The organism is Streptomyces sp. CNP082 (assembly GCF_059570535.1).
The window spans coordinates 85,960-103,369 of the sequence record NZ_JCANSZ010000003.1 but is presented as its reverse complement, the minus strand read 5'-3'; the positions used below and the strand labels follow the sequence as shown (position 1 = coordinate 103,369).

General features: G+C 73.7%; 13 protein-coding genes and 1 pseudogene. 6 read left to right on the top strand and 8 right to left on the bottom strand.

Annotated elements, in window-relative coordinates; all coding sequences use genetic code 11:
• Positions 1-29: 29 nt before the first annotated feature.
• Both B124_RS03400 and B124_RS03395 read right to left on the bottom strand, forming a co-directional pair.
• On the bottom strand, positions 30-1,433 hold the full coding sequence (locus B124_RS03400; RefSeq protein WP_496501278.1) for an aspartate aminotransferase family protein: 1,404 nt from the start codon (positions 1,431-1,433) through the stop codon (positions 30-32).
• Positions 1,434-1,438: 5 nt separating this feature from the next.
• Entirely contained in the window at positions 1,439-1,912 is a 474-nt protein-coding gene (locus tag B124_RS03395; RefSeq protein WP_496501107.1) for an Lrp/AsnC family transcriptional regulator, read from the bottom strand.
• Between the two features lie 256 nt (positions 1,913-2,168).
• Between B124_RS03395 and B124_RS03390 the strand changes: the two genes are divergently transcribed.
• The 4 genes and pseudogenes from B124_RS03390 to B124_RS03375 all read left to right on the top strand — a co-directional run bounded on the left by B124_RS03390 (position 2,169) and on the right by B124_RS03375 (position 6,867).
• Complete coding sequence (locus B124_RS03390) at positions 2,169-3,599, top strand: gamma-aminobutyraldehyde dehydrogenase (RefSeq protein WP_496501106.1); 1,431 nt, start codon at positions 2,169-2,171, stop codon at positions 3,597-3,599.
• Positions 3,600-3,776: 177 nt separating this feature from the next.
• Positions 3,777-4,871: a hypothetical protein gene (locus tag B124_RS03385; protein ID WP_496501105.1), complete on the top strand. Its 1,095-nt coding sequence runs from the start codon at positions 3,777-3,779 to the stop codon at positions 4,869-4,871.
• 17 nt (positions 4,872-4,888) lie between these two features.
• Positions 4,889-5,679, top strand: a pseudogene (locus B124_RS03380) (aldehyde dehydrogenase family protein); the annotation flags it as partial.
• Positions 5,680-6,867, top strand: coding sequence for a polyamine ABC transporter substrate-binding protein (locus B124_RS03375; RefSeq protein ID WP_496501277.1), 1,188 nt, complete (start codon positions 5,680-5,682; stop codon positions 6,865-6,867).
• Here B124_RS03375 and B124_RS03370 read toward each other — a convergent pair.
• The 3 genes from B124_RS03370 to B124_RS03360 form a co-directional block, all read right to left on the bottom strand.
• Positions 6,800-7,972, bottom strand: coding sequence for a DUF6531 domain-containing protein (locus tag B124_RS03370; RefSeq protein WP_496501104.1), 1,173 nt, complete (start codon positions 7,970-7,972; stop codon positions 6,800-6,802). The genes B124_RS03375 and B124_RS03370 overlap by 68 nt on opposite strands.
• Before the next feature lie 250 nt (positions 7,973-8,222).
• A complete protein-coding gene (locus tag B124_RS03365; protein WP_496501103.1) occupies positions 8,223-8,918 on the bottom strand; it encodes a glycerophosphodiester phosphodiesterase in 696 nt (231 codons plus the stop codon).
• On the bottom strand, positions 8,915-9,952 hold the full coding sequence (locus tag B124_RS03360; RefSeq protein WP_496501102.1) for an adenosine deaminase: 1,038 nt from the start codon (positions 9,950-9,952) through the stop codon (positions 8,915-8,917). The genes B124_RS03365 and B124_RS03360 overlap by 4 nt, the downstream gene beginning before the upstream one ends.
• A gap of 101 nt (positions 9,953-10,053) precedes the next feature.
• On the opposite strand from B124_RS03360, the gene B124_RS03355 reads away from it, so the two are divergent.
• The gene (locus B124_RS03355) at positions 10,054-10,467 is read left to right on the top strand and encodes a DUF4190 domain-containing protein (RefSeq protein WP_496501101.1); all 414 of its coding nucleotides are present in this window, start codon (positions 10,054-10,056) and stop codon (positions 10,465-10,467) included.
• A gap of 973 nt (positions 10,468-11,440) precedes the next feature.
• Here the strand turns inward: B124_RS03355 and B124_RS03350 are convergent.
• From B124_RS03350 to B124_RS03340, 3 genes are all read right to left on the bottom strand, one after another.
• Positions 11,441-12,274 carry a phosphatase PAP2 family protein gene (locus tag B124_RS03350; protein WP_496501100.1) on the bottom strand — a complete coding sequence of 278 codons (834 nt, stop codon included), beginning with the start codon at positions 12,272-12,274 and terminating at the stop codon, positions 11,441-11,443.
• Complete coding sequence (gene gabT / locus B124_RS03345) at positions 12,271-13,629, bottom strand: 4-aminobutyrate--2-oxoglutarate transaminase (protein WP_496501099.1); 1,359 nt, start codon at positions 13,627-13,629, stop codon at positions 12,271-12,273. Before gabT ends, B124_RS03350 begins: the two co-directional genes overlap by 4 nt.
• 221 nt (positions 13,630-13,850) lie before the next feature.
• Positions 13,851-14,735, bottom strand: coding sequence for a sigma-70 family RNA polymerase sigma factor (locus B124_RS03340; protein WP_496501098.1), 885 nt, complete (start codon positions 14,733-14,735; stop codon positions 13,851-13,853).
• A gap of 478 nt (positions 14,736-15,213) precedes the next feature.
• Here B124_RS03340 and B124_RS03335 point away from each other — a divergent pair, with 478 nt between their 5' ends.
• Positions 15,214-17,253, top strand: a complete 2,040-nt coding sequence (locus tag B124_RS03335) for a hypothetical protein (protein ID WP_496501097.1) — start codon at positions 15,214-15,216, stop codon at positions 17,251-17,253.
• Positions 17,254-17,410 lie beyond the last annotated feature (157 nt).

Sequence of the window (17,410 nt, the reverse complement as noted above, 5' to 3'; positions counted from 1 at the left end):
ATGCGCAGGCAGACCCGGCGGGCGTCGCGTCAGAGCAGCGCCCAGGCGTCCGTGAGGACGCCCCGCAGGATCTGCTCCGCCTCGTCGAAGACCGCCTGGCCGGCGACGAGCGGCGGGGCGAGCTGCACGACCGGGTCGCCGCGGTCGTCGGCGCGGCAGTACAGGCCGTTCTCGAAGAGCGCCCCCGACAGGAACCCGTAGAGCACCCGCTCGGTCTCCTCGGCCGTGAAGGTCTCCTTGGTGGCCTTGTCCTTCACCAGCTCGATGCCGTAGAAGTAGCCGCTGCCGCGCACGTCGCCGACGATCGGCAGGTCGAGCAGCCGGCGCAGGGTGGCGTGGAACGCCTCCTCGTGCGCGCGTACGTGGCCGTAGAGGTCCTCACGTTCGAGGATGTCGAGGTTCGCGAGCGCGACCGCGCACGAGACCGGGTGGCCGCCGAAGGTGTAGCCGTGGGGGAAGGTGCTGCCGCCGGCGTAGAAGGGCTCGGCGACGCGGTCGGAGACCAGGCAGGCGGCGAGCGGGGAGTAGCCGGAGGTCAGGCCCTTGGCGCAGGTGATGAGGTCCGGTACGTAGCCGAACTTCTCGGAGCCGAACATGTGGCCCAGCCGGCCGAAGGCGCAGATGACCTCGTCGGAGACGAGCAGCACGTCGTACGTGTCGCAGACCTCCCGCACCCGCGCGAAGTAGCCCGGCGGCGGCGGGAAGCAGCCGCCGGCGTTCTGCACCGGCTCCAGGAACACCGCGGCGACGGTCTCCGGGCCCTCGAAGAGGATCTGCTGCTCGATCTGGTCGGCGGCCCAGCGGCCGAAGGCCGCCGGGTCCTGCGGGGCGCCCGGCTGCTCGTGCGCGCGGTAGACGTTGGTGTTGGCGACCTTGTGGGCGCCCGGGACCAGCGGCTCGAAGGGGGCCTTGATGTCCGGCAGGCCGGTGAGGGACAGGGCGCCCTGCGGGGTGCCGTGGTAGGCGACGGCGCGGGAGATCACCTTGTACTTGCCGGGCCGGCCGGTGAGCTTGAAGTACTGCTTGGCCAGCTTCCAGGCGGTCTCGATCGCCTCGCCGCCGCCGGTGGAGAAGAAGACCTTGTTCAGGTCGCCGGGGGCGCCGGCCGCGAGCCGCTCGGCGAGTTCGACGGCCTTGGGGTGGGCGTAGGACCAGATCGGGAAGTACGCCAGCTCCGCCGCCTGCTTGGCGGCGGCCTCGGCCAGCTCGGTGCGGCCGTGGCCGGCCTGCACCACGAACAGGCCGGCGAGGCCGTCGAGGTAGCGCTTGCCGGTCTCGTCGTAGACGTAGGCGCCCTCGCCGCGGACGATGGTGGGCACGGGGGCGTTCTCGTACGACGACATGCGGGTGAAGTGCATCCACAGGTGGTCGTACGCGGCCTTCGAGGCGGCCGAGGGGGCGGCGCCGGTTGCGGCGGTGCTGTCCTTGCCCACGGTTATCAGGTCCCCCACGAGTAGGTCTGCTTGCGCAGCTTCAGGTACACGAAGCTCTCGGTGGCGCGGACGCCGGGCAGGGCGCGGATCCGCTTGCTGATCAGCTCCAGCAGGTGGGCGTCGTCGTGGCAGACGACCTCGGCGAGCAGGTCGAAGGAGCCGGCGGTCACCACCACGTAGTCGACCTCGTCGAGGCCGGCCAGCGCGTCCGCGACCGGCTCGACGGCGCCGTCGACCGTGACGCCGACCATCGCCTGTCTCATGAAACCGACCGTCAGCGGGTCGGTGACGGCGACGATCTGCATCACACCCTGCTCCAGCAGCTTCTGCACCCGCTGGCGCACGGCCGCCTCGGACAGGCCGACGGCCTTGCCTATCGCGGCGTACGAGCGGCGGCCGTCCTGCTGCAACTGCTCGATGATCTTCAGCGAGACCTCGTCCAGCGCCTGGCCCGTCTGCTTCTTGTCATGTGTGGCCACGCCGTCACTCTGCCCGAGCGCCGGAGCCCGCCGCAAGGGGTTTGGACACTGAATCCGTGGCTCAGGCGCGTACATGCGAGGGATTCGCTTGTTCCAGCGTGTCTGAGCTGTCAATCTCGTACGAGGACGGCGAACGGGCCGCGTCGGCGAGGCCGCGGGCGGCAACGGAAGTCTTCCTGTCCAGGCGCCCCGTGACGGGCAAATCTCCCGCAGCTAGGGTGGGGCGCATCAGCGGACCGACCACTGGAGGGTCGCAGTGACCAGCGAACCGCGCCGTCTGCGCAACTACATCAACGGGGAGTTCCGGGACGCCGCCGACGGCCGGACCATGGACGTCGTCGACCCGGCCACCGAGGAGGTCTACGCGACCGCGCCCCGCTCCGGCGCAGCCGACGTCGACGCCGCCATGCAGGCCGCGGCGGCGGCGTTCCCCATCTGGCGGGACGCCACCCCCGGGGCCAGGCAGCTCGCGCTGCTGAAGATCGCCGACGCCCTGGAGGCGCGGGCGGACGAGCTGCTGGAGACCGAGTGCAAGGACACCGGCAAGCCGCTGGAGCTCACCCGCGAGGAAGAGCTGCCGATGATGCTGGACCAGATCCGGTTCTTCGCCGGCGCGGCCCGCATGCTGGAGGGCAAGTCCGCCGGCGAGTACATGGACGGCCTCACCTCGTACGTGCGGCGTGAGCCGATCGGCGTCTGCGCCCAGGTCACGCCGTGGAACTACCCCGTGATGATGGCGATCTGGAAGTTCGCCCCCGCGCTGGCCGCGGGCAACACGGTGGTGCTCAAGCCCTCCGACACCACCCCGGCCGCCACCGTGCTGCTCGCCGAGGTCATGGGCGGCATCCTCCCCAAGGGCGTCTTCAACGTCGTCTGCGGCGACCGCGACACCGGCCGCCTGATGGTCGAGCACCCGACCCCCGCGATGGCCTCCATCACCGGCTCGATCAGGGCCGGCCGGGAGGTCGCGGGCAGCGCGGCGAAGGACCTCAAGCGGGTGCACCTGGAGCTGGGCGGCAAGGCGCCGGTCATCGTCTTCGACGACGCCGACATCCCCAAGGCCGTCGAGGACATCGCCGTGGCGGGCTACTTCAACGCCGGCCAGGACTGCACCGCCGCCACCCGCGTGCTCGTCCACGAGACCGTCCACGACGAGTTCGTCTCCGCCCTGGCCAAGGCCGCCGCCGACACGAAGACCGGCCCGGGCGAGGCGGACGCGCTCTACGGCCCGCTGAACAACGCCGCGCAACTGGAGCGCGTCGCCGGCTTCGTCGACCGGCTCCCGGCGCACGCGCGCGTCGAGGCCGGCGGCCAGCGTGTCGGCGACAAGGGCTACTACTACGCCGCGACCGTCGTCTCCGGGCTCAACCAGGACGACGAGATCATCCAGAACGAGGTCTTCGGCCCCGTCATCACCGTGCAGTCCTTCACCGACGAGGAGCAGGCCCTCGCGTACGCCAACGGCGTGCAGTACGCGCTGGCCTCCTCGGTGTGGACCAAGGACCACGGCCGCGCGATGCGGCTGTCGAAGGCGCTGGACTTCGGCTGCGTGTGGATCAACACCCACATCCCGCTGGTCGCCGAGATGCCGCACGGCGGCTTCAAGCAGTCCGGCTACGGCAAGGACCTCTCGTCGTACGGGTTCGACGACTACACCCGCGTCAAGCACGTGATGACCGCTCTCTGAGCACCGCTTCACCGCCGGCCCCGCGGACGTACGTAGGTACGCCGCGGGGCCGGCCCGCGCGGATACGTATACCGATCCGCGCCGGCTACCGATGCCCGCGGCCGTCCGGCGGGGCAGGCTGATCTCCGCAATGACACGGAGTCGCAGAGACACGGCCTGGACGATGGGCACGGGTAGATGACGCTGATCGGGCGCCGGGCGGACACCGCACGCCTCGGGGAACTCTTACGTGATACGCGGCTGGTGACGGTGACCGGCCCCGGCGGGGTCGGCAAGAGCGCGCTCGCGGCCGAGGCGATCGGCCGCCTCGGCCGCGGGCGTTCCACGCCCGAGGTGCTGCGCGTCGACATGGCGCAGGTGCGCGAGGCGGCGGCGGTGCACCGGCGGCTGGCGGAGGCCGCGCGCCGGCTGCCGGACAGCGGGCGGCGGGCGGCGGTGCTGCTCGTGGACACCTGCGAGCACGTCGCCGGGGCGGTGGTCGAGGGTCTCGAGGCGCTGCTGCGGCAGCGGCCGGGGCTGCGGGTGGTGGCCACGACCCGGGTGCCGCTGGGCCGCGGTGCGGCCGGTGGCGAGGGTGTGCCCGCCCCGTCGGGAGCCGGCGGCGGGGCGCGGCGGCGGCCGGGGCCGCGCGGGGCGACCCTGCGGCTGGCGCCGCTGGCGCCCGCGGACTGTGTGGCGCTGCTGGAGAGCCTGGCGCCGCGCGCCGTGCTCGCCGACGACGCCCACCGCGAGGCCCTGCGCGCCACCTGCGACCTGCTGGAGGGCCTGCCGCTGGCGGCCAGGATCGCCGCCTCCCAGCTCGCCCGGCACTGCCCCGACCGGCTGCTGGAGTGCATCTCCCGGCCCGCCGGCTGCCTCGACCTGGCCGTCGAGGAGCCCCGCTGGCCGGCCCGGCAGCGCTCGCTGCGGGCCTCGCTGCGCTGGACACACCGTCTGCTCACGCCGCCGGAGCAGTTGCTGTGGGCCCGCAGCAGCGTCTTTCCAGGAACGTTTCGGCTCTCGGACGCGACCGAGGTCTGCGCCGACGAGCGGCTGCCGGCAGGCGTGCTGCCCGCCGTCTTCCGCGTGCTCGTGCACCAGGGCGTCCTCGCCGTACGGGAGCGGGGCTGCGGCGACCCCGCCGCGGTGGGCGCCGCGGACCGGCCGGTGCGGATGGCGCGGGCGGTGCGCGCGTACGGAATGGAGCAGTTGGTCCGGCTCGGGGAGGAGGCGGCGTTCCAACGCCGCTGCCTGGACTGGACGATGGTCACCGAAGACCTCACCGATGACTGATTCCGTCGCCTCTTCAAATGAAAACGACGGAATCCCTTGTCGGATGGGGAAGCTCCTGTCATGATCGGCCATCACCTCCTGCCGAAACTGCATCCTGCCGAATCGACATCCGGAGTGGTTCGATGGCCTCTCGCCCCGATGCGGCGGCACGCTTCGCACCCGGCGCGCAGTTCGTCGCCGGCCGCCTCGTCCCCGGCACGTCCGGACGCACGCAGACCGTCACCGACCCGGCCACCGGCGAGGAGGTCCTGCAGTACGAGGCGGCCGGCCCCGCCGACGTCGACGCTGCCGTCGCCGCGGCGGCGCAGCCCGGCTGGGGCGCCGCGACCCCCGGCGAGCGCGCCGAGGCGCTGCACCGGCTGGCGGGGCTGCTGGCGGAGCGGGCGGAGGAGTTCGCGTACGCCGAGTCGCTGCAGTGCGGCAAACCGATCCGGCTCAGCACGGAGTCCGACGTGCCGGGCACCGTCGACAACGCCGCGTTCTTCGCCGGCGCCGCCCGGCTGCTGCAGGGCACGGCCGCCGCGGAGTACAGCGCCGGCCGCACCTCGGCGGTCCGCCGCGAGCCCGTCGGCGTCGTCGGCTCGCTCGCCCCCTGGAACTACCCACTGCAGATGGCCGCGTGGAAGGTGCTGCCGGCCGTCGCCGCCGGGAACGCCATCGTGCTCAAGCCCAGCGAGCTGACGCCGCTGACCTCGCTGATGTTCGCCGAAGCCGCCGCCGACGCCGGCATCCCGCGGGCGTCGTCAACGTCGTCTGCGGCACCGGGCCCGACGCCGGCGAACACCTCGCCGCACACCCCGACGTGGCGATGACCCCGTTCACCGGTTCCACCGCCGTCGGCCGCCGCGTCGCCGCGCTGGCCGGCGCCGCGGCGCTGCCCGCGCTCGGCGGGTGCGCCATCCCGGCCGCCGACACCGGCGGCCGGGATGGCGAAGCCGACGCCGCGAAGGACTACTCGAAGAAGGAGAGGGAACTCGCCTTCTCCAACTGGCCGCTGTACATCGACGTGGACGACGAGAACGAGAACGTCCGCCCCACCCTGGAGCGCTTCCAGGAGCGCAGCGGCATACGCGTCACGTACACCGAGGACGTCAACGACAACGTCGAGTTCTTCGGCCGCATCAAACCGCAGCTCGCCGCCGGCCAGGACACCGGCCGCGACCTCGTGTGCCTGTCGGACTTCATGGCCGGCCGGCTCATCCGGCACGGCTGGGCGCAGCGCCTGGACCCGCGCAACCTGCCGCACGCCAACGTCAACCTCGAACCGCGCTTCCGCAACGCCGCGCACGACCCGGGGCGGCAGTTCACGATGCCGTGGGCGGGGCTGGCGACGGTCGTGGCGTACAACAAGAAGGCCACCGGGGGCCGCGAGGTCTCCTCCGTCGCCCAACTGCTGGAGGACGACTCGCTCAAGGGCAAGGTGTCGCTGCTCACCGAGATGCAGGACACCATCGGCATGACGCTCACCGACATGGGCAAGTCGCCGACGAAGTTCACCGACGACGACTTCGACGCCGCCCTCGCCCGGGTCCAGCAGGCCGTGGACGACGACCAGCTCCGCCGCTTCACCGGCAACGACTACACCGAGGAACTCGTCAAGGGCGACATCGCCGCGTGCCTGGCGTGGGCCGGGGACATCGTCCAGCTCCAGTTCGACACCGACGACATCGAGTTCGTGATCCCCGCCAAGGGCTGCCTCTACGCCACCGACGACCTGCTCGTCCCCGCCAGGGCCCGGCACAAGACCAACGCCGAGAAGCTGATCGACTACTACTACCGGCCCGACGTCGCCGCCGAGCTGGCCGCCTGGGTCAACTACATCTGCCCGGTCGTCGGCGCCCGGCAGGAGATGAAGAAGATCGACAAGTCGCTCGCCGACTACCCCCTGATCTTCCCGGACGCGCAGATGATCGAGAAGGGCCGGGTCTTCATGTCCATGGACGACGACAAGGAGACCGCCTACGAGGACAAGTGGTCCAAGGTGATCGGGGCGTGAGCGCGGTGACGGAGCAGCAGGCGGGGCAGCAGGCGCGGCAGCGGGCGGGCGTCACGCTCACCGGTATCAGCAAGAGGTTGCAGCGGCCCGCGGCGTCGTACTCGTAGCGGTAGCGGGTGCCGTTGCGGTCCTCCCAGCCGGTGATGCGGTGCTCGTCGTCGTAGGAGAGCCGGAACGGTTGGCCGTCGCTGTCGAAGACCGCGGCGAGGTTGCAACGGCGGTCGTACCCGTAGCGCCGGAGTACGGGCTCGCCGGGGGCGCTGCGCAGGGTCAGGGCGGTGACGCGGCCGGCCTCGGTGGTCCGCCCCAGCCGGTAGCCGCCGCTGTGCCGGAGTTCGACGGGGCGGCCGGCCTCGTCGTAGTCGAGGCAGACCGTGTTCCCGTTGCGGTCCTCGATCCGGGCCAGGTCGAGACCGGATCCCGCGTCGCCGTGCGGCTCGAAGCGGAAGGTCCGGCCGTCCTCGGGCCGGTGCACGGATATCGCGCCGCCCGGCTCGCCGCTCCAGGTCAGCGGCCACTGCGGCCCGGTGACCGGCTGGGCGGGGGCGCCGGGGTCCGGCACGGGGTAGAAGAGCACCATGCCGTCCTCGGCGGCGTAGCGGATGCCGTCCGCGTCGAGAAGCAGGCGCTGGTCGAGGGTGGACGCCCGACTGGGGCCGAACCAGCGGCCGGTGCGCAGGCCGGACCTGTGGTGGCGTTCGAAGAGCAGCGGCAGGATGCCCGGCAGTTCGGCGTCGGTCTCGGACATGACCATCTGCCCGGTCGCGACGTCGATCGGGTCGCCGCAGGTGAACAGCGACTTCATGTTCCGGCTCATGGAGCGCAGGCCCTTGGCCAGGCCGGTCACCGCGGCCTTCATGCCCTTCATGCCGCCCTTGACGGCGGCGAGGCCGCCTTTGAGGCCCTTGGCGAGGCCGCCGAGGGTGGTCAGGCCCTTCATGCCCGGGATGCAGTCGAGCGCGGCGAACGCCACGTCCCACAGGGAGGCTTCGCCCTTCATGTACTTGTAGAGCGTGTCGGCGAGAACGACGAGGGCGGCGGCCAGGACGACCCTTGATCTGGCGTAACGCGTCGGCGACGTCGTCCGCGAAGACGTGCGGCTCACGGGCGAGTTGCTTCACCCGCTCCGGGTCGCCGGGCACCGGGTCGTCGTCGAGGTCGAGTACGTGCCAGTCGGTCGGACGATTGTTCATCGCCACACCCCTCGCTATCGACGCCTCGACTCGTGACCGCGGTTCCGGAACCGATATGTCGACACGGTAGTGGGGTCTGTCACGCCCCGTCGAGCAGGAGGCACTTCGGCGGAGCCGTGTGGCGGGGGAGCCGGGCACCCGCCGTCCGCGGCGGGTGCCCGCTCAGGAGCCCAGGTGGCGGCGGAGGCCCGTGATGCGGTTGCTGGTGATGGCGTCCACGCCCATGGCCGTCAGCCGGCGCCAGTTGCGGGGCCAGTCGACCGTCCAGCACGACACCCGGTAGCCCGCCTCGTGGTCCTCGCGGACCGTGGCCTCGTCGAGGAGGCCGAAGCGGTAGTTGAGCCACTGCGGACGCAGCCGCCGCAGCAGGCCCGCCCGGTACGGGACGGGGGAGGAACAGGTCAGCGCTATCTCCGCGGTGGGATCCGCGTCGCGGATGGTGAGCAGGGCCGCCGTGCCGCCGCAGTAGTACGTACGCGCCGCCGCGTCGCTCTGCAGCACCTCGGCGACGGCGTGTCCGGCCGCCGCCGGTTCTGGAAGGTCGATGAACGAGCGGACGCCCGGGCTGTCCGCCATGACCTTCAGCGCCTCGCGCAGCGTCGGGATGCCCCCGGCGGAGCGCTCCTCGACCTCGGCGTACGTCAGCGCCGCCAGGGCCGCTTCCTGTCCCCACAGCCGCTGCAGCGTACGGTCGTGCAGCAGCACCGGCACGCCGTCCGCCGTCAGCCGGACGTCGAACTCCACCGCGTCCGCGCCCGCCGCCACTGCCGAGCGCAGCGAGTCGAGGGTGTTCTCGCGGACGACGTACGGGTCGCCGCGGTGGGCGACGGCCAGCACGGCGGGCGCGGTGCCCGTCACCGGGCGGGCGAGGTCGCGGGCCAGGCGGCGGCGTACGCGTCGATCTCCGCCGCCAGCGCCGCCTTCGCGGCCGGCTCCATGAACGACGCCGTGACCGAGTTCTTCGCCAGCGCCGCTGTCCCCGCCTCGTCGAGGCCGAGGAGGCGGGCGGCCACCGCGTACTCCGTGTTGAGGTCCGTGCCGAACATCGGCGGGTCGTCGCTGCCCAGCGCCACCAGCACGCCCGCGTCCACGATCTGCCGCAGCGGGTGCTCGTCCAGCGACGGGACCGCCTTCGTCGCGACGTTGGAGGTCGGGCAGACCTCCAGCGCGATCCCCGCGTCCGCGAGGTGAGCCAGCAGCTCCGGGTCCTGCGCCGCGCTCGTGCCGTGCCCGATGCGCTCGGCGCGCAGCTCGGTGACCGCGTCCCAGACCGTCTGCGGGCCGGTCGTCTCGCCGGCGTGCGGGACGCTGCGCAGCCCGGCGGCCACGGCCCGGTCGAAGTACGGCTTGAACTGTCCGCGCGGCACGCCGATCTCGGGGCCCCCGAGGCCGAAGGCCACGAGCCCCTCGCAGCCGATGTCCAGCGCTATTCGCGCGGTCTCCTCGGCCGCCTCGAGCCCCGCCTCGCCGGGGATGTCGAAGCACCAGCGCAGCACGACGCCGAGCTCGGACTCGGCGCTGCGCCGGGCGTCCTCCAGCGCGTCGAGGAAGGCGCGGTCGGGGATGCCGCGGCTCGTGGAGCCGTACGGCGTGACGGTCAGCTCCGCGTAGCGGATCTGCTGGCGGGCCATGTCGCGGGCGATCTCGTACGTCAGCAGGCGCACGTCCTCGGGGTCGCGGACGAGGTCCACGACGGCGAGGTAGATCTCGATGAAGTGGGCGAAGTCGCGGAAGGTGAAGAAGTCGGCGAGCGCGGCGGGGTCGGCGGGCACCGCGGAGTCCGGGTGCCGCGCGGCGAGCTCGGCGACGATGCGGGGCGACGCGGAGCCGACGTGGTGGACGTGGAGCTCGGCCTTCGGCAGACCGGCGATGAAGGAGTCAAGATCGGCCATCGCCTCATCGTAGGCCAACCGAATGACGGCGCCGCCCCGGCTCCGTAGCATGTGCGAACGCGCGGCATGCGGCGCGTCACAGGGGAGCGGAAGGAGCGGACATGGCGGCGAGCAGTCCACCGGCGCCGGCCGCCGCCGGAGCGCGGTGGGGACCGGCCGGTCTGGGCACGAAGGCGATGGTGTGCGGCATCGTCGGCGTCACGCTCCTGGCCACGGTCTACGGCGTGGTCCTCTCGGTGCTGCTCGGCCCGGCGGCGCTGGCGCTCGGCGTCGCCGCGCGCAGGCGCGCGCGCCGCGAGGGGGTGGGCGCCGGGCGCAACGCGGTCATCGGCATCGCGACGGGCGCGGTGGCGTTCACCGTCGCGGCGGTCGTCATCGTGCTGACGCTGACGGGCGTGATCTTCTCCGCGGACGAGGAGGAGGAGAAGCCCGCGGACCGCCGGGAGGGACCGAGCGTGCAGGTCATGGCGGACCGGCCGGAGACGCTGCCCCTGGCGGCCGGCGGCCCGGGGTGAGCCGGTCCGACGGGATACGGGCGGCTCGTACAGTTGAGCCCATGGAAACGGACCGGCGGGACGACGCGGCGGGGCGGGGTGCGCTCCGCCTGGAGGCGGGCCGGGAGCATCCCGCCGGGGTTCCCGCGGGGGTCTCCGGCGGGGCGCAGGGCCCCGCGGGGGCCGGCGGGGACGGCGCGGACGAGAGCGCGGACGCTTCCGGCCCCGCGGACCCCGCGGCGGGCGGGCAGCCGGACCTCGCGGCGTCCCCCGGCGCCGCCGTTCCGCCCCTGCCCGACGGCAGTGCGCCCGTGCCCGACGGCGGTCCCTCCCAGCCCGGCGGCGTTCCGCCCGTGCCCCTCGCGCCCGGCTGGCAGCGTCCGCAGCCGGGGCCCGACCCCGGTCCGTACGGCCCGAAGCCCTACCTCCCCGGTCCCTACGCCTGGGTGCCTCCCGCCGGGCCGCGCAACGGCTCCGGGATCGCGGCGGTGATCCTCGGCGTCATCGGCGCCGTGTTCGCGTTCACGCTCCTCCTCAGCCCGCTCGCCGTCATCCTCGGCGGCCTCGCCGTCGGCTTCGGCGTCGTCACCCTGCGCCGCGTGCGGCGCGGCGAGGCGAGCAACAGGGGCTCGGGGCTGACGGGGATCTGGCTCGGCGGCGTCGCGACCGTCGTCGGTATCGGCATGAGCATCCTGCTCATCGTCCTGGCGCTCGACTTCTTCGCCCCCGTCTCACCCGAGACGGACAGCGCGATCCAGGCCGGCGAGACCCTCTCGTACGAAGACGGCCTCGAAGTGACCCTCGACACGGCGCCCTCCCCGGGCGGCTTCCTGGAGGTACGGCTCCAGGTCGAGAACGGCACCGGTGAGCTGGTGACTCTCGCGAACAGCGAGGTCAGCGTGTACCCCATCGGCTCCGACGGCGAGAACCTGACGCTGGAGAGCGGCGACGTACTGCCGCTGACCCTCGGCGAGGACCGCGTCGCGCTGGCCCGCTACCGCTTCGAGCTGCCGGAGGGGGCGGGAGAGCTCGAGTTCGAGGTGTCGCCGGGCGGGCCGTACGAGTACGGGTACTGGTGGACGGACCTCGACGGCCCCGACGACGGGCAGCCCGCCTGACGCTGCGCGGTGAGCCGGCCGGCTGCGTACCAGCAGCCGGCGAGCAGCACCCCCGCCACGCACCACCCCGCCAGCACGTCCAGCGGCCAGTGGTACTCCCGCCACACCAGCCCCGCCCCCGCTCCCGGCACCACCGCCCCCGCCGCGGCGACCAGCAGCCGCCGGGCGGCGCGGGAGCGCAGCAGCGGCAGCAGGAGCAGCACGACGGCCCCGTAGGCGACGGCGGCGGTGGTGGAGTGGCCGGAGGGGAAGAAGCCGGCGTAGTCGTCGGCGAGCGGGCCCTTGGGCCCCGGCCGGGCCTGCACGGACTTCAGCGGCAGGACGACGGCGGGCAGCACCGCGAAGGCGGCGGCACTGGCGAACAGCGGGATCCGTGCCGCCCCTGTGCGCAGCGGCCGGCGCCACACCGCGAACAGCATCGCCGCCGCCAGCACCGGCAGCGCCACCCACACCCCGCCCAGGTCGGCCAGCAGCTCCGCGCCCGGCGGGTCGTGCCGGGCCAGCGCGGGGCCGGTGCGCTCGTCCAGTTCGCGCACCGGCCCGTCCACGGCGACCTGCCAGGCGAGCAGCCCGTACAGCACGGCGCAGCCGAAGACGGTCCACGCCGCGGCGGCCCGCCGCCGCGGCGCGGGCGCCGGGTGGTGCGCCCGTTCCGTATCCCGTGCCGCGGGCCGGCGCGGGGTGCGCCGTGCCCGTACCGCCTGCCTCACACGTTCCGCGAGAGCGCCCCTTCCAGAATGTCCAGCCCCTCGGCCAGCAGATCCTCGCCGATCACCAGCGGCGGCAGGAAGCGCAGCACGTTCCCGTACGTCCCGCAGGTCAGCACCAGCAGCCCCTCCGCGTGGCACGCCTTGGCCACCGCCGCCGTGAGCTGCGCGTCCGGGTCCTTCGTGCCCGGCTTGACCAGCTCGATGGCCAGCATCGCACCGCGCCCGCGCACGTCGCCGACGGCGTCGTGCTTCTCCTTGAGCGCTGCCAGCCGGCCCTTCATGATCTCCTCGATGCGCTTGGCCTTCGCGTTCAGGTCCAGCTCGCGCATCGTTTCGATGGCGCCGAGCGCGGCGGCGCACGCCACCGGGTTGCCACCGTACGTGCCGCCGAGGCCGCCGACGTGCGGGGCGTCCATGATCTCCGCGCGGCCGGTCACCGCCGCCAGCGGCAGCCCGCCGGCGATGCCCTTCGCGGTGGTGATGAGGTCGGGCACGACGCCTTCCTCCTCGCAGGCGAACCAGCGGCCCGTACGGCAGAAGCCGGACTGGATCTCGTCCGCGACGAAGACGATGCCGTTGTCCTTCGCGAACTGCGCGATCCGCGGCAGGAAGCCCGGTGCCGGCTCGATGAAACCTCCCTCGCCGAGGATCGGCTCGATGACGATCGCCGCCACGTTGGCGGCCCCGACCTGCTTGCTGATCAGGTCGATGGCCTGTGCCGCGGCCTCCTCGGCGCAGTTCTCGGGGCCGGTCAGCCAGCGGTAGGGGTAGGCGACGGGCACGCGGTAGATCTCCGGCGCGAAGGGCCCGAAGCCGTGCTTGTACGGCATGTCCTTGGCGGTGAGCGCCATGGTGAGGTTCGTGCGCCCGTGGTAGCCGTGGTCGAAGACGACGACGGCCTGGCGGCCCGTGTACGAACGGGCGATCTTGACGGCGTTCTCGACGGCCTCGGCGCCGGAGTTGAACAGCGCCGACTTCTTGGCGTGGTCACCGGGGGTCAGCTCGGCGAGCTGCTCGCAGACCTCCACGTAGCCCTCGTACGGCGTGACCATCATGCAGGTGTGCGTGAAGTCGGCCAACTGCGCCGACGCGCGGCGGACGACGGCCTCGGCGCTGTTGCCGACGGACGTGACGGCGATGCCGGCGCCGAAGTCGATGAGCCGGTTGCCGTCGACGTCCTCGACGACGCCGCCGGCGGCGCGGGCGGCGAAGACGGGCATCACCGTGCCCACGCCCTGCGCGACGGCGCCGTTCTTGCGCGCCATCAGCTCCTGGGACTTCGGCCCCGGGATCGGGGTGACAAGCCGCCGCTCCTGGGGGAGCGCGGCGCCTGTGGTGGCGGAAGCGCTGGTCATGGGGGATCTCCTCCGGGTCCGGACGACGATGTTCTTTCCCGCAGGCTAGGGCCGGGCGCCGGGCGGGGGCATGCTACGCGGGGGAGCGGTGTGCCGTGTCGCTTTGTCCACGGTGGACAGGGGGCGGTTGAGCTGGGGAAACGCGGGGGCGCACGGCGGGGAGGGTACGGGCGTACGGCGGAGCGGGGGCGGGTGCGGCGGCGCGCGGTCCGCGCTGCCTGTCAGCGGGCCGAGGTCAGCTTCCCCGGGTTGCGCCGCACGTCGATCGCCGTGATCCGCCCCCCGCTGACGGTGAACGCCGCCACCGCCACCTCCCCCTCCGGCCCGTACCACACGAGCCCGGCGGACCCGTTGACGCTGCTCACGCGCAGCGTGCCGGGCGGCAGCGGCCCGCGGCCGAACGCGAGCAGCCGGCGCGCCACCCGCTCCGCGCCCTGCACCACCCCCGGCAGCGACGAGACCGGCCCCCCGCCGTCACCGCGCCACGCCACCTCCGGATCGAGCAGCCGCACAAGACCGTCCCGATCGCCGTCCCGGCAGGCGGCGGCGAACGCGTGCACCAGCCGCCACTGCTCCGCGCACGGCGCGGGCGTGTGCGGGCGGCTCTGCTCGACGTGCCGCCGTGCGCGGGCGGCCAGTTGGCGCACGGCGGCCGGGGTGCGGCCGACGGCCTCGGCGGCCTGACCGGCGGTCAGCCCGAAGCCGTCGCGGAGGAGGAAGGCGGTGCGCTGCGCGGGGGACAGCTCGTCCAGCGCGACGAGCAGGGCCATGCTCACCGACTGATCGAGCGTCACCTGCTCACCCGGGTCGGACGCGCCGCCCCGGGCCGGGTCCGGCGGCGGCGCGGGCAGCCAGGTGCCCATGTGCCGCTTGCGCCGGGGCCGGACGCTGCCGAGCGCGTCGACCGCGAGCCGGCCGACGGCGGTGGTGAGCCAGCCGCGCAGGTCGCGTATCGCGGTGGGGTCGGGCACGCGCCGCAGCCGCAGGAAGGATTCCTGCACGCAGTCCTCGGCCTCGGCGAGGGAGCCGGTGGTGGAGTAGGCGACCCGCAGCAGGCGGGGACGCTCGTTCTCGAAGGCCTGGACGAGGTCGTCGTCCTGTGGCACGCGCACCGCCTCCTTCGTGGGGTGGCCTGGGCGGTTGGCGGGCGGGTGTGCCCTTGAGGTGGGGGGTCTCATGTCTTGAGGACGTGGCGGGGCGCGGATATGTGACTTCAGCGGGCACACGTGTGCGTACGGGAGCGGTTGACGCGTGCCCCGGAAGGGCACCGGGTCGGTGGGCGGCACGCGCTAAGTTGGGCGGGATGGCGCCGAGTTGCCGGCCGGCGGCACGCTGGGCGCGGGGACGCAAGGTCAGGGCTGGATCAGGAACGGGGCCGGGCCCCGCGGAAGGGAAGAGCGGAACATGGGCGAGGACGGCCGACTCGGGCCGCGGAAGTCGGGACCGGAGCACGGGGACCGGCCCCGCCGTCCCGTGCGGCCCACGCAGCCGCCCATCGGCCCCGCGGTGCCCCCGCAGCCCAGGGGACCGGCCCCGGGTGCAGCGCCTGGGGCCGAAGCGTGGGAGAACCCGTTCGTCCAGTGGATGCGCACGCCGCGGCCGAAGGCGGGGCCGGGGATCTGGCGGTACGGGCACGTGCCCCGGCCGCCCGACGACGCGGACCGGATCTCCGATCGGCAACTGCTCGGCGGCGCCGCGCTTGCGCTGCTCAGCGGGTTGCTCGTGTGGTCGCTGTGCTGGAACGGCGTCATCACCATCTGGCTGTGGCCACTCGACTGGATCACCCTGGACGCCTGGCGGGACACCAGTGCGATGGTGGTAGCGGGGTACATCTACTACGGCCTGTTCATCCTGCTGCTCGTGTACGTCTTCGGCCGCATCGGGCGGTGGCACGAGGTGTGGACCCGCTTCCTGGAGCCGGTCCTCAGCTCCCAGCAGCCTGACCCGGACCAGAAGGACCCCGGGGGCGAAGACCCCGTGGCGTGGCCTGAGTTGCGGGCTGCCGGGTTGGTGGGGGAGGCCGAGGTGCTGGGCGGGGCCGCGCGGGGCGGGGGGATGAACGACGTGGATCTGGCGCGGATAGCCCGGGCCTGGGAGTCCGTACGGGCCCGGCCCGAGCGGCTCGGGAAGTTCGCCGACTCCGTGCGGCGCGACGGGCCCGCCGCCTGTCCGCACCCCTCCGGGCTGCGCGACATCGGCCGGCGCGCCCACCGGCACGACCTCGTCACCGGCCAGGTCCGCATCGGCGCCGCCCCCGACGACAAGCGCAACCCCCACGCCTACCGCGGCGGCGGCATCGCCCTGGAAGCCGCCCTCCTCGGTACCGGGCTGCTCGCCGTCGGCCCCGCAGGCAACGTGGTCAGCGACCGCGTCACCGGCCCCGTCGCCGAGCTGCTCTGCCTGCAGGCCCTTGCCGGGCGGGCCGCCGTCGTCGTGGTCGGGGCGGCCGGCGCGCCGCTCGGCGACGACGACGCGTACGACGTCGTCATCCGCATCGCCGATCCCTCCTCCCCCCACGACCTCGACCTCTACGGCGGCACCGCCGACCCCGACGAGGCCGCCGCCCTGCTCGCCGAGGCCCTGCTCGGCGGCGACGGGGCCGACTGGGCGCACGGCCGGCCGGCCGTCACCGCCCTCGGCCAGGTCATCGGCGCCTACCAGGCGGCGTACGGCGTCTTCCCCGGCGTCTCCGAGCTGCGCGCCCTCCTCGACGGCGACCGCGCCGCCCTCGCCGCCCTGCGGCGCGACTGCGGCGCCGTGGCCGAGGGCAAGCCGTACGGCGGTCCGGACGGCGCCCAGGACGCCGCTGACACCGCCGGCGCCGCCGACGACTTCGCCGCCGACCGTGCCGCCGCCGCCCTCCGCGAGCTCGACGCCCGCGAGCGCCAGCTCTCCCGCCCCGGCGACGTCGGCGCCCTCCTCGCCGGCCGGCTCGCGGTCCTGGACCGCCCCGTCTTCGCCCGGTTCTTCGACACCCGCGGCCGGGGCCGCCAGTTCTCCATGCGGGCGCTGGAGCACCCGATGCGGGTACGGATCGTGCTGCCGGAGCGTACCCACGCCGAGGCGTCCCGCGTGCTGGCCCGGCTGCTCCTCGCCCAGTTCACCGCCGTCGCCCCGGCCCGCTCCGACCGCTCCCTCTTCGCCGCCCTCGTCCTCGACGACGCCGCGCGGACCGCCAGCCCCGAGTCCGTGCGCGCCCTCGGCCGGCTGCGCGCCGCGCACGCCGGCGTAGTGCTGGGGCTGCGCGGCCTCGACGACGTGGCCGAGCCGGTGCGCGGTCCGCTGCTGGCCGCGGTCGGCTGCCGGATGGCGCTGACCGGCGTCAGCACCTGGGACGGCCGGCACTTCGCCGAGGCGTGGGGCGCCGAGTGGGTCGAGGCGGAGGACGTCACGCACGTCCCTGACGTCTCCGGCGGACTGATCCGGCGGCTGCTGAGGTGGGTACGACAGGTCTTCACGGGTACGAAAGCCATGAGCCGCTCGGTGACGGTGCGCACCGTGGAGCGGGAGCGCTGGTCGGCCTCGGAGCTGGCGAACACGCTGCCGCCCGGGCACGCGGTGCTCTCCGTGACGACGGTGGACGGTGAGCGGACGCCTCCGGTGCTCGTCGACTTGCACCACTGAGGCACAATGAGCAGAGCCGTTCATACGGAGCGTCGTAAGACAGGGCGACAGTCTGAAAGCGGTCGGAGAACCTCCGCGACGGTCGGAGGCGGTGTGGATCGTCAGGCCCCGCGGGACAGCCAGCCGGCCGGGGCCGGACGGGGGCGGTCAGGGTCGG